Annotated in this window: 10 protein-coding genes; 7 read left to right on the top strand and 3 right to left on the bottom strand. The window is 63.5% G+C overall.

The genetic code is table 11. The annotated features are described in order from the left end of the window. Positions 1-116 precede the first annotated feature (116 nt). The 3 genes from dapE to HMPREF3173_RS08765 are packed head-to-tail and all read left to right on the top strand — an operon-like array spanning position 117 to position 2,477. Positions 117-1,268: a succinyl-diaminopimelate desuccinylase gene (gene dapE / locus HMPREF3173_RS08755; RefSeq protein ID WP_070572389.1), complete on the top strand. Its 1,152-nt coding sequence runs from the start codon at positions 117-119 to the stop codon at positions 1,266-1,268. Beyond that, entirely contained in the window at positions 1,268-2,080 is an 813-nt protein-coding gene (locus tag HMPREF3173_RS08760) for a putative RNA methyltransferase (protein ID WP_070572391.1), read from the top strand. The genes dapE and HMPREF3173_RS08760 overlap by 1 nt, the downstream gene beginning before the upstream one ends. A gap of 19 nt (positions 2,081-2,099) precedes the next feature. Then, positions 2,100-2,477: a hypothetical protein gene (locus HMPREF3173_RS08765; protein ID WP_043215785.1), complete on the top strand. Its 378-nt coding sequence runs from the start codon at positions 2,100-2,102 to the stop codon at positions 2,475-2,477. Between the two features lie 97 nt (positions 2,478-2,574). Here HMPREF3173_RS08765 and HMPREF3173_RS08770 read toward each other — a convergent pair whose 3' ends face one another. Further along, positions 2,575-2,784 (bottom strand): cold-shock protein, encoded by a 210-nt coding sequence (locus HMPREF3173_RS08770; RefSeq protein ID WP_011535295.1) that lies wholly within the window; start codon positions 2,782-2,784, stop codon positions 2,575-2,577. A gap of 231 nt (positions 2,785-3,015) precedes the next feature. On the opposite strand from HMPREF3173_RS08770, the gene plsB reads away from it, so the two are divergent. The 3 genes from plsB to HMPREF3173_RS08785 all read left to right on the top strand — a co-directional run bounded on the left by plsB (position 3,016) and on the right by HMPREF3173_RS08785 (position 6,728). Beyond that, positions 3,016-5,502 carry a glycerol-3-phosphate 1-O-acyltransferase PlsB gene (gene plsB, locus HMPREF3173_RS08775; protein ID WP_070572393.1) on the top strand — a complete coding sequence of 829 codons (2,487 nt, stop codon included), beginning with the start codon at positions 3,016-3,018 and terminating at the stop codon, positions 5,500-5,502. Positions 5,503-5,604: 102 nt separating this feature from the next. Beyond that, a complete protein-coding gene (locus HMPREF3173_RS08780; protein ID WP_070572396.1) occupies positions 5,605-6,003 on the top strand; it encodes a YbaY family lipoprotein in 399 nt (132 codons plus the stop codon). Between the two features lie 35 nt (positions 6,004-6,038). Continuing rightward, on the top strand, positions 6,039-6,728 hold the full coding sequence (locus HMPREF3173_RS08785; RefSeq protein ID WP_043215781.1) for a DUF4197 domain-containing protein: 690 nt from the start codon (positions 6,039-6,041) through the stop codon (positions 6,726-6,728). Positions 6,729-6,837: 109 nt separating this feature from the next. On the opposite strand, the gene HMPREF3173_RS08790 is transcribed toward HMPREF3173_RS08785, so the two are convergent. Further along, positions 6,838-9,894, bottom strand: a complete 3,057-nt coding sequence (locus HMPREF3173_RS08790; protein ID WP_070572398.1) for an efflux RND transporter permease subunit — start codon at positions 9,892-9,894, stop codon at positions 6,838-6,840. A 6-nt stretch (positions 9,895-9,900) separates the two neighbouring features. Next, positions 9,901-11,001: an efflux RND transporter periplasmic adaptor subunit gene (locus tag HMPREF3173_RS08795; RefSeq protein ID WP_070572400.1), complete on the bottom strand. Its 1,101-nt coding sequence runs from the start codon at positions 10,999-11,001 to the stop codon at positions 9,901-9,903. 169 nt (positions 11,002-11,170) lie between these two features. Between HMPREF3173_RS08795 and HMPREF3173_RS08800 the strand changes: the two genes are divergently transcribed. Further along, positions 11,171-11,812 (top strand): TetR/AcrR family transcriptional regulator, encoded by a 642-nt coding sequence (locus HMPREF3173_RS08800; protein WP_043215915.1) that lies wholly within the window; start codon positions 11,171-11,173, stop codon positions 11,810-11,812. Positions 11,813-11,843: the final 31 nt, after the last annotated feature.

Raw genomic sequence — 11,843 nt, forward strand, 5'->3', positions numbered from 1 at the left:
GAGCGGCCTTGTGTCGCGAAGGGGCCGCAGCGCGGCCCCATTCCCAGTGCCCGTCTTATTCGTTTGATATAAGATAACGCCCCTGTTTTCCCGCCCGCCTTGCCCCGGAGTCCTTCATGACGGCCCCAGCCGAGCTTTCGCCTACCCTTCAACTGGCCTGCGACCTGATCCGTCGCCCCTCGGTCACTCCCGTCGATGCCGACTGTCAGGCCCAGATGATGCAGCGCCTGGGCGCCGTCGGTTTCGAACTCGAGCCGATGCGTATCGAGGACGTCGACAACTTCTGGGCCACCCACGGCAACCAGGAAGGCCCCGTGCTGTGTTTTGCCGGCCACACCGACGTGGTCCCCACCGGCCCGGTGCAAGCCTGGCAACATGAGCCTTTCGAAGCCCTGATCGATGCCGATGGCATGCTCTGCGGCCGTGGCGCCGCGGACATGAAAGGCAGCCTTGCCTCGATGGTGGTGGCCAGCGAACGCTTCGTGCGGGACTACCCGAACCACCGCGGCAAGGTCGCCTTCCTCATCACCAGTGACGAGGAAGGCCCGGCGCACCATGGCACCAAGGCCGTAGTCGAACGCCTCAAGGCACGCAACGAGCGTTTGGACTGGTGCATCGTCGGCGAACCTTCCAGCACCAGTCTGCTGGGCGATGTCGTGAAGAACGGCCGTCGCGGCTCGCTCGGCGCCAAGCTGACCGTACGCGGCAAGCAAGGCCACGTGGCCTATCCGCACCTGGCGCGCAACCCGATCCACCTGGCCGCGCCGGCCCTGGCGGAACTGGCCGCCGAACACTGGGACGAAGGCAATGCGTTCTTCCCGCCGACCAGTTTCCAGATCTCCAACCTCAATTCCGGTACCGGCGCCACCAACGTGGTGCCGGGCGAGCTGACCGCGCTGTTCAACTTCCGCTTCTCCACCGAATCCACGGTCGAGGGCCTGCAGGCTCGCGTGGCGGCAATCCTCGACAAGCATCAGCTGGAGTGGAGCATCGACTGGGCGCTGTCGGGCCTGCCATTCCTCACCGAGCCGGGCGAGCTGCTCGATGCGGTTTCGGCCAGCATCAAGGGCGTGACCGGTCGTGATACCCAGCCCTCCACCAGCGGCGGTACCTCCGACGGGCGCTTCATCGCGACCCTCGGCACCCAAGTGGTCGAGCTCGGCCCTGTCAACGCCACCATCCACCAGGTCGACGAACGCATCCTGGCCAGCGACCTCGACCTGCTGACCGAAATTTACTACCAGACCTTGGTACGGTTGCTCGCCTGATGCTTGCCTGCCCCCTCTGCCAGGCCGCCCTGACTCGGCTCGACAACGGCGTGGTGTGCCCCGCCGGGCACCGCTTCGACCGTGCCCGCCAGGGCTACCTGAACCTGCTGCCGGTGCAGCACAAGAACAGCCGCGACCCAGGCGACAACCAAGCGATGGTCGAAGCCCGCCGCGACTTCCTTGATGCTGGCCACTACGCGCCTGTCGCCCGGCGCTTGGCTGAACTGGCCGCCGAACGCCAGCCCGGCGCCTGGCTCGACATCGGTTGCGGCGAAGGCTATTACACCGCGCAGATCGCCCAAGCGTTGCCGCAGGCCCAAGGCTATGCGCTGGATATCTCCCGCGAGGCGGTCAAGCGCGCGTGCCGCCGGGCCCCGCAGGTGACCTGGATGGTCGCGAGCATGGCTCGCGTGCCGCTGCTCGATGCCAGCTGCCAATTCATCGCCAGCGTGTTCAGCCCGCTGGACTGGCAGGAGGCCAAGCGCCTGCTCAGCCCCGGCGGCGGGCTGATGCGGGTGGGGCCGACCAGCGGCCATCTGATGGAACTGCGCCAGATGCTCTACGATGAAGTACGGCCTTACGCCGATGACAAGCACCTGGCCCTGATTCCCGAGGGCATGCATCACGCCCATGGCGAAGTGCTCGAGTTCCGCCTGAGCCTGGCCGAGCCCAAGGCTCGCGCCGACCTGCTGGCCATGACACCGCACGGCTGGCGCGCCAGCGCCGAAAGACGCGCACGAGTGATCGACCAGCCCGAGCCGTTCGACGTGACGGTTTCCATGCGTTATGACTATTTCGTGCGCCAAGACTGAGCACACCCGGAGCCTTTTTATGCGCCAACCCGATATCGAGATCTACCTCAAGGACACCGACGTCGACCACAAGCAAGTGGCCGAATGGCTCAGCCAGGCATTGGGCACTTGCAGCGAATGGCAACAGCGTGGCCAGACCTGGAAATGCATGGCCGGTAACATTCCGGTCACCTGGGTACCCAAGGCTGTGGGGAAATGGAACAGCCTGTTCCTCGAAAGCGACCAGACACCATGGGACGACGACATCGCCTGTGCTCGCGCCGCCTATGCCGCGCTGGGCGTCGAAGTGCGCTGCGCACCCGGCAGTTGGGCCGAAGAAGATGGTGAAGAAGATGCCGATCGCTGGATCCGCATCAGCGCCGACGGTGAACAGGAAATCACCTGGCGCACCCACTGAGGCTACTGCTGACACGCCGCAGCTTCACGTTGGATCGCATCAGGCTGCAAGCTCCACGGACAGCTTGCAGCTTGAAGCTTACTGCTCCAGACGGCGGTCAGAGACCGACGACGTCCTCAGCCTGCAGGCCTTTCTGGCCTTGCACAAGGGCGTACTCCACCTGTTGTCCCTCGACCAGGGTACGATGCCCCTCACCGCGGATAGCACGATAGTGGACGAAGACATCCGCCCCACCTTCACGCTGAATGAAGCCATAACCCTTGGCATCGTTGAACCACTTCACATTCCCAGTCTCACGAGACGACATCTGAACTACTCCGGATTTTTATTTTGAAGATCGCCTTGCAAGCACGAGGTCACAACCCCGTGCCGACGCAGCTCGCAGAAATATCTTGCAAGCTGCGGACCGAGTATATGACAGCGAACAAAAAAATTTCATGACTGGGCGTCGATTTGGCGAATTTTGCCGAACTTGTGCAGATACGGCAGACTAACTGCCTGGAATATCACTTAAAAATCTCTCCCAGGGCACACACCCATGACCCGTTCCCCCCTGCGCCGAATGATTTTCGGCGCCTTGCGTCGCCTGTTGTACCTGTGGGTGCGCTCCGAAACCATCAACCAGTCATCCCTGTCTCTGAAGCTCGATCGCAGCCGTCCCGTGTTCTACGCCCTGCCTTCGCCTTCGCTGACGGACCTGGCCGTCGTCGATCGCGAATGCACCAAGGCGGGGCTACCGCGTCCTGTGCTGCCGGTCAGTGTCGGTTCGCTGCAGGAGCCTGCGGCCTTCTTCTACCTGACGCCCGATCCGGACTGGCTCGGCCGTCATGACAAACGCGGCGCGCCCCCCACACTGGAGCGTCTGGTCGGCGCAGTGAGCCAGCACCCGGAAGAGGACGCTCAGATCATTCCGGTCAGCGTGTTCTGGGGCCAGTCGCCCGCCAGCGAGTCCAGCCCCTGGAAACTGCTGTTCGCCGACAGCTGGGCGGTCACCGGCCGCCTGCGCCGCCTGCTGACCGTGCTGATCCTGGGGCGCAAGACCCGTGTGCAGTTCTCCGCGCCGATCCACCTGCGCGAGCTGATCCAGCACAACAAAGGCCACGAACGCACCGTGCGCATGGCCCAACGCATCATGCGCGTGCACTTTCGCAACCTCAAAACCGCCGTCATCGGCCCGGACATCTCCCACCGACGCAACCTGGTCAAGGGCCTGGTCCATGACCCGCTGGTGCGCCAGGCGATCAGCGACGAGGCCGAACGCGAGAAGATCCCTTACGCCAAGGCAGAAGCCCAGGCCCTGCGTTACGGCAACGAGATCGCCTCGGACTACACCTATACGGCGATCCGCTTCCTCGAAGTGGTACTCAGCTGGTTCTGGAACAAGATCTACGACGGCATCAAGGTCAACCACATCGAGCAGGTGCAAGGCATCGCGCCAGGGCACGAGGTGATCTACGTGCCGTGCCACCGCAGCCATATCGACTACCTGCTGCTCTCGTACCTGTTGTTCCGCAACGGCCTCACGCCCCCGCACATCGCCGCCGGCATCAACCTCAACATGCCGGTGATCGGCGGCCTGCTGCGCCGTGGCGGCGCCTTCTTCATGCGTCGGACCTTCAAGGGCAACCCGCTATACACGGCGGTGTTCAACGAATACCTGCACACCTTGTTCACCAAGGGCTTCCCGGTGGAGTACTTCGTCGAAGGCGGGCGCTCGCGCACCGGGCGCATGCTGCAACCGCGCACCGGGATGCTGGCCATCACCTTGCGCAGCTTCCTACGCTCCTCGCGCACACCGATCGTCTTCGTGCCGGTGTACATCGGTTATGAGCGCGTGCTCGAAGGCCGCACCTACCTGGGCGAGCTGCGCGGGGCGAGCAAGAAGAAAGAGTCGATCTTCGACATCTTCAAGGTCATCGGCGCACTCAAGCAGCGTTTTGGCCAGGTCTATGTCAATTTCGGCGAACCGATCCGCCTCAATGCCTTCCTCGACCAGCAGCAACCCGGTTGGCGCGAGCAAGCCCTGGGCCCGCAGTTCCGCCCGGCCTGGCTGAACGAAACCACCACCCGCCTGGGCGAGACCGTGGCACGTCACCTGAACGAAGCGGCGGCGATCAATCCGGTCAACCTGGTGGCCCTGGCACTGCTGTCCACCAGCCGCCTGGCCCTGGATGAACGCGCCCTGACCCGAGTGCTGAACCTGTACCTGGCCTTGCTGCGTCAGGTCCCCTACTCCCCTCACACCACCCTGCCGGAGGGTGACGGCCCGGCCTTGATCGAACATGTCAGGGGCATGGACCTGCTCTCAGAGCAAAAGGACGCCCTGGGCCGCATCCTCTACCTGGATGAAGCCAACGCAGTGTTAATGACCTACTACCGCAACAACGTCCTGCACATCTTCGCCCTGCCGGCGTTGCTGGCGAGCTTCTTCCTGAGCAGCTCACGCATGAGCCGCGAACTGGTCGGCCAGTACGTCAAGGCGTTGTATCCGTACCTGCAGGCTGAACTGTTCCTGCGCTGGACACCCGCGCAATTGGACGAGGTCATCGACCAATGGCTCGACGCATTGGTAGCACAGGGTCTGCTGCGCTTCGAGAATGGCGTCTACCTGCGCCCGGCCCCAAGTTCGCGGCAGTTCGTCCTGTTGACCTTGCTGGCCCGGAGCATCACCCAGACGTTGCAACGCTTCTACATGGCCACGTCCCTGCTGCTCAACAGCGGCCAGAACACCCTGAGCGCCGAGGAGCTGGAAGACCTGTGCGTGATGATGGCCCAGCGCCTGTCGATCCTGCATGGCCTGAATGCCCCGGAGTTCTTCGACAAGACGCTGTTCCGCCATTTCATCCAGACCTTGATCGACCAGGATGTGCTGCGCCCCGACAGCCAGGGCAAGCTGGGCTATCACGACAAGCTCGGCGAACTCGCCGAGGGCGTGGCCAAGCGCGTGTTGTCGGCGGAGCTGCGCTTGTCGATCCGCCAGGTAGCGCTGCACCGCGATGAGCCGGTGGAGGTAGCACCCGCCTGAGATAAGCCCGGACGCAGTAGCCCCAACGCTGAAGACTCCGGAAAAATCCGCTAAAGTCCCTGAGGTTGGCCAAAAGCCAACCCCAAGGACACCGGAGATTCCATGAAAAAACTCTTCATGCTGTGCGGCGTATCCCTGCTCGCAGCCTGCACCAGCAACACACCCTCCCACCAGGCCAGCCTGGATGGCGAAGTCTACTATCTGCAACGCATGGCTCTGCCACCGGCTGCCACCCTGAGCGTGAGTTTGCAAGACGTCTCGCTGATGGACGCCCCGGCGGTGACCTTGGCCAACCAGGCCGGCCCGGTGAAGGGCAATGTGCCGCTGCCGTTTCACCTCACCTACGACCCGAGCCAGATCAAAGCCGGCCACCGCTACGCAGTCAGCGCACGCATCGAGCTGGACGGCAAGCTGCTGTTCATCAACACCGAACACCACGGTGTGAACCTCGACGGCAGCGATCCGCAGCCTGTGCGCATCAAGGTCGACCCGGTGCGCTGAGCCCGCCCTCTCCCAGCTATAAGGAAATACCCAGCATGATTCGCACCTCCCTGCGCTTCACCACCCTGTGCGCCGGCCTGCTGCTGTCGGCCAGCGCCCTGGCCCTGTCGCTCGGCGACCTGAGCCAGAAAGATGCCACCGGCGGCCTGAAGGACGCCCTGACCCAGGGCGCTCAGATCGCCGTCAAGCAACTGAGCACGCCTGGCGGCTTCAGCAACAACCCGGATGTGCGCATCGAATTGCCAGGCAACCTGGGCAAGGCCGCCAAGGCCATGAAGATGTTCGGCAAGGGCGAGCAGGTCGAAGCCCTGGAAAACAGCATGAACAAGGCGGCCGAAGCAGCGGTTCCGCAGGCCCAGGCGATTCTGGTCGATGCCGTCAAGAAGATGACCGTTACCGATGCCAAGGACATCCTCAATGGCGGCCAGGATTCGGCAACCCAGTACCTGAACAAGAGCAGCCGTGAAGAAATCCGCGCCAAGTTCCTGCCAATCGTCAAGCAAGCCACCGACAAGGTTGGCCTGGCGCAGCAGTACAACAACTTCGCCGGCCAAGCCGTGGCCCTAGGCGTGGTAGACGCCAAGAGCGCGAGCATCGAGAACTACGTGACCGAGAAAGCGCTCGATGGCCTGTTCGAGATGATCGGCAAGCAGGAGCAGAACATTCGCCAGAACCCAGCCCAGGCCGCGACCAGCCTGGCCAAGAAGGTCTTCGGCGCGCTTTGAAGCGCGCAGCGGCAAGCTAAAAGCTGCAAGTTCCATGCGGCAAGCCACAAGCAAGAAGCGAGACCTGCATGGCCTCGCCCCCTTGCGACTTGCAGCTCGCAACTTGCAGCTAGCCGCTTTTCCTCACTCTGAACCACGCCGCATACAACGCTGGCAGGAACAACAGCGTCAGCACGGTGGCCACTATCAACCCGCCCATGATGGCCACCGCCATCGGTCCGTAGAACACGCTGCGCGACAGCGGGATCATTGCCAATACCGCCGCCAGGGCGGTGAGCACGATCGGTCGGAAGCGCCGCACCGTAGCTTCGATGATCGCCTGCCAGCGATCCAGCCCCGCCGCGATGTCCTGTTCGATCTGGTCCACCAGGATCACCGAGTTACGCATGATCATCCCCGCCAATGCGATGGTGCCGAGCATGGCGACAAACCCAAAAGGCTGACGGAACACCAACAGGAACAGCGTCACACCGATCAGCCCCAAGGGCGCGGTGAGAAACACCATTACCGTGCGCGAGAAACTGCGCAACTGCACCATCAGCAACGTCAGCACCACCACGATGAACAGTGGCATGCCGGCGTTCACCGAACGCTGGCCGCGCTCGGCATCTTCCACGGCGCCACCGACTTCCAGCAGGTAACCCTCGGGCAAGGTATCGCGCACCGTTTGCAAGGTTGGCAGGATCTGCTTGACCAGCGTCGCCGGCTGCTCCTTGTCATAGATGTCGGCCCGCACGGTCACCGTGGGCAGGCGGTTGCGGTGCCAGATCACGCCTTCTTCGAAGCCGTATTCCAAGGTCGCCACCTGGGACAACGCCACGCTCTGGCCGTTGTCGGTGGGCAACGCGAGGCTGCCGAGGTTGCCCAACTCACGGCGTTCCTGGCCGGTGCCGCGCAGCAGGATCTCGATCAGCTCGTTGTCTTCGCGGTACTGGCTGACCGTGGTGCCGGTCAGCGAGCTTTGCAGGAAGCTCGACAGATGCGCGGTGCTTACGCCCAAGGCCCGGGCGCGGTCCTGGTCGATCTCCAGGAACACCGCCTTGCTCGGCTCCTCCCAATCGAGGTGCACGTTCACCACATGGGGGTTTTCGCGCACCTTGACCGCCACCTCCCGCGCCAGGGCACGAACCTTCTCGATATGCTCGCCCGTCACCCGGAACTGCACCGGATAGCCCACCGGCGGACCGTTCTCCAAACGAGTGACCCGTCCACGCAGCTCGGGGAATTGCGCATCCAGCGTGGCGATCAACCAGCTGCGCAGGGCTTCACGATCCTCCAGGCTCTTGGCCAGTACCACGAACTGGGCAAAGCTCGCCGCCGGCAATTGCTGGTCCAACGGCAGGTAGAAGCGCGGCGACCCCGTGCCGACATAAGCCACATAGTTGGCGATGCCATCCTGCTGCTTGAGCAGTGCCTCCAGTCGCTTGACCTGCTCGGTCGTATTGGCCAGCGATGCACCTTCGGTGAGTTTGAGGTCGACCATCAGTTCGGGCCGGCCCGAGGCCGGGAAGAACTGCTGGGGCACGAAGCGGAACAGCAGGATGCTGCCAACGAAAGCCGCGACCGTCAGCACGATCACTGTCTTGCGCCGGCGTACGCACCACTCCACGACGCGGCGCACACGCTGGTAGAACGGCGTGCCATAAGGATCCGGACCGTGCGCGCCCTCGGCGTGACGCTTGGCCAGGTCTGGCAGCAGGCGGTCGCCCAGGTAAGGCACGAAGACCACCGCGGCCACCCAGGACGTCAGCAAGGCAATGGTCACCACCTGGAAGATAGAACGTGTGTATTCGCCAGTACTGGAGGCCGCCGTGGCGATCGGCAGGAAGCCCGCCGCCGTGATCAGGGTGCCAGTGAGCATCGGGAATGCCGTGCTGGACCAGGCATAGCTCGCCGCCTTGAGCCGGTCGAACCCCTGCTCCATCTTGATCGCCATCATCTCCACGGCAATGATGGCATCGTCCACCAGCAGCCCAAGCGCCAGCACCAGTGCGCCAAGGGAGATCTTGTGCAGGCCGATGCCGAAGTAATGCATCGTGGCGAAGGTCATGGCCAACACCAGTGGAATGGCCAGGGCCACCACCAGGCCGGTGCGAAGGCCCAGGGAGAAAAAACTCACCAGCAGCACGATGGCCAGGGCTTCGACCAGGACCTGGACGAACTCCCCTACCCCTGCCTTCACCGCAGCGGGCTGGTCCGAAACCTTGCGCAACTCCATGCCCGCCGGCAGGTTGCGCGCCAGGCGGGCGAACTCGCCTTCCAGGGCCTTGCCCAGCACCAGGATGTCGCCACCGTCCTTCATCGAGACCGCCAGGCCAATTGCGTCCTCGCCCATGAAGCGCATGCGTGGCGCAGGTGGGTCGTTGAAGCCGCGATGGACCTCGGCCACATCCCCGATACGGAAGGTGCGATCACCTACGCGGATCGGGAACTGGCGAATCTGCTCGACGCTGTCGAAACGTCCGCTGACACGCAACTGCAAACGCTCGCTGGGGGTCTCGAAGAAACCTGCGGTGCTCACCGCGTTCTGCTCGCTCAGCGCCTGCTGCACCGCCTGCAACGGCACGCCGAGGGTGGCCAGCTTGAGGTTCGAGAGCTCGATCCAGATCTTTTCGTCCTGCAGGCCGATCAGCTCGACCTTGCCCACGTCCTTGACCCGCTGCAGTTGGATCTGGATACGGTCGGCGTAGTCCTTGAGCACGGCGTAATCGAACCCGGGACCTGTCAGTGCATAGATGTTGCCGAAGGTGGTGCCGAACTCATCGTTGAAGAACGGCCCCTGAATCTCGGGCGGCAAGGTATGGCGAATGTCCGCGACCTTCTTGCGGATCTGGTACCACAGCTCGGGGATGGCATCGGAGTGCATGGAGTCCCGGGCCATGAACGTCACCTGGGACTCGCCTGGACGCGAGAACGACACGATCCGCTCGTACTCGCCGGTTTCCATCAGTTTCTTTTCGATGCGCTCGGTGACCTGCCGGGAGACCTCCTCGGCGGTAGCACCCGGCCATATCGTGCGGATGACCATAGCCTTGAAGGTGAACGGTGGATCCTCGCTTTGCCCCAGCTTTGTGTAGGACATCGCGCCAATCGCGCCCAGGAGGATCATCAGGAACAGCACTATCTGCCGGTTGCGCAAGGCCCAGGCGGAAAGGTTGAAACCCATCGGGACTTACTCCTTGGTCGCCAGGTTCACATCACGGTTGGAACGGTCCACGGGCCGGACCTGCTGGCCCTCGCGCAACACATGGCCACCTGCGGCCACTACCCAGTCATCCGCCTTCAGCCCTTCGAGCACCGGCACGCTGTCATCGCCATAAGGGCCCAGGCGCACCACCACGCGTTCGAGGCGGTTGTCCTTGCCGATGCGCCAGACATAGGCCTGCCCCTGTTCGGCCGTAACCGCCGAAAGCGGCACCGACAGCGGCGCGCGTTCAGCGTGGGCAATGAACACCCGCGCGCTTTGCCCCAGCTCGGCCGGCGTGCTGGAGGTGGTGAAGGCTATCCGCGCAGCGAAGGTGCGCGAGCGAGGATCGGCCGCCGGAGACAGCTCACGGATGCGCCCCGGATAACGCGCGTTCGGGTGCGACCACAGCTCCACGCTCACCGTCTGCCCCACGCCAAAGCGGGCGAACTGCTGCTCCGGCAGGCCGATGAGCACTTCCCGCTCACCATCGGCGGCCAGGGTGAACACCGTCTGTCCTGGCGCCACAACCTGACCCACCTCGACCTGACGCTTGGCGATCACGCCTGCTTGAGGTGCCCGAAGCACGGCGTACTCCGCCTGGTTGCCGGCCACGTCGAATTCCGCCTTGGCCTGCTTGAGACGCGCCTGGCCTGCGCGATAGAGGTTCTCGGCGTTGTCGTACTGGGAACGGCTGACCATCTGCCGCTCCAGCAGCTTCTGGTAGCGATCGCGCTCAGCCCGCACCAGGGCCAAGTTGGCTTCGGCGGCAGCGAGCTGGGCGCGGTTGGCCTCCAGTTGCAGACGGACATCCTGTGGGTCGAGCTCGGCCAGCGGCTGGTCGGCCTTGACCCGCTGCCCCTCCTCCACCAGGCGCTTGCTCACCTTGCCGCCAATGCGAAAGGCCAGCTCAGGCTCGAAGCGAGCCCGCACCTCGCCGGGATAACTGTCGGCCGAAGCACCCGTTGGCTGGGGCTGGACCACCAACGCCGGGCGCGGCACAGCAGGGGCCGCGGCCTCCTGACCGCAAGCGACCAGCAGCAACGCCAAGGTGGCGGGTAAAACGATGGGCACGGCATGACGCAACATGATGGATGTCCTTTCGCGAGGAGCGCCTCGAATATTTATACTGGCGAGTATATTAAGTTAGGACATCAGGGTCGGGAAGCGGGTAACACAGAGAAAAACGTATTAACGATCCGCGCCTTTAGCAGCCGGATGCGCTGCGACCCGTTAAGATGGGGGACTTTTCATCATGATGCGGATTCCCATGTCCAACGACGCACCCACTGGCCCTGGCCGGCCCAAGGACCTGGCCAAGCGCGAGGCCATCCTCGAAGCCGCCAAGACCTTGTTCCTGAGTCTTGGCTATGCGAACACCAGCATGGATGCGGTCGCTGCGGCGGCAGGTGTTTCAAAACTCACGGTCTACAGCCATTTCAACGACAAGCAGACGCTGTTTGGTTCGGCCGTCATGGCGACGTGTCAGACCCAACTGCCTGACCTGATCTTCGAGCTGCCCGAAGGCGTTCCGCTGGAACAGGTGCTGCTGAATATTGCCCGGGGGTTCCAGGCGTTGATCAGCAGTGACGAGTCGGTCAAGTTGAGCCGGTTGATCATTGCCTTGGGGAACCAGGACCCTGGCTTTGGCGAGTACTTCTGGGAGGCGGGGCCCAAGCGGGTGCTGGCCGGGATGGAAGCGCTGCTGGCCAGTGTCGCGCAGCGGGGGTTGCTGGCGATCGACAATCCCTTGCGGGCGGCTGAGCATTTCTTCTGCTTGGTGAAGGGAGCGCCGGATTATCGGTTGCTGCTGGGGTGTGCGCCGGCGTTGACGGTGGAGGAGGCGGAGGTGCATGTGCGGGAGGTGGTTGGGTTGTTCATGCGGGGGTATCGGGTTTAAGGGCTTGGGCTTGGGCTTGGGCTTGGGCTTG

This window comes from Pseudomonas sp. HMSC08G10 (assembly GCF_001808425.1).
Classification (GTDB): Bacteria; Pseudomonadota; Gammaproteobacteria; order Pseudomonadales; family Pseudomonadaceae; genus Aquipseudomonas; species Aquipseudomonas guariconensis.

Excerpts from the sequence above, each read along its gene's own strand:
- HMPREF3173_RS08800 (WP_043215915.1), top strand. The coding sequence starts at position 11,171 with ATGCGGATTCCCATGTCCAACGACGCACCCACTGGCCCTGGCCGGCCC.
- HMPREF3173_RS08780 (WP_070572396.1), top strand. The coding sequence starts at position 5,605 with ATGAAAAAACTCTTCATGCTGTGCGGCGTATCCCTGCTCGCAGCCTGC.
- HMPREF3173_RS08760 (WP_070572391.1), top strand. The coding sequence starts at position 1,268 with ATGCTTGCCTGCCCCCTCTGCCAGGCCGCCCTGACTCGGCTCGACAAC.
- HMPREF3173_RS08770 (WP_011535295.1), bottom strand. The coding sequence starts at position 2,784 with ATGTCGTCTCGTGAGACTGGGAATGTGAAGTGGTTCAACGATGCCAAG.
- HMPREF3173_RS08790 (WP_070572398.1), bottom strand. The coding sequence starts at position 9,894 with ATGGGTTTCAACCTTTCCGCCTGGGCCTTGCGCAACCGGCAGATAGTG.
- HMPREF3173_RS08765 (WP_043215785.1), top strand. The coding sequence starts at position 2,100 with ATGCGCCAACCCGATATCGAGATCTACCTCAAGGACACCGACGTCGAC.
- HMPREF3173_RS08785 (WP_043215781.1), top strand. The coding sequence starts at position 6,039 with ATGATTCGCACCTCCCTGCGCTTCACCACCCTGTGCGCCGGCCTGCTG.
- dapE (WP_070572389.1), top strand. The coding sequence starts at position 117 with ATGACGGCCCCAGCCGAGCTTTCGCCTACCCTTCAACTGGCCTGCGAC.
- plsB (WP_070572393.1), top strand. The coding sequence starts at position 3,016 with ATGACCCGTTCCCCCCTGCGCCGAATGATTTTCGGCGCCTTGCGTCGC.
- HMPREF3173_RS08795 (WP_070572400.1), bottom strand. The coding sequence starts at position 11,001 with ATGTTGCGTCATGCCGTGCCCATCGTTTTACCCGCCACCTTGGCGTTG.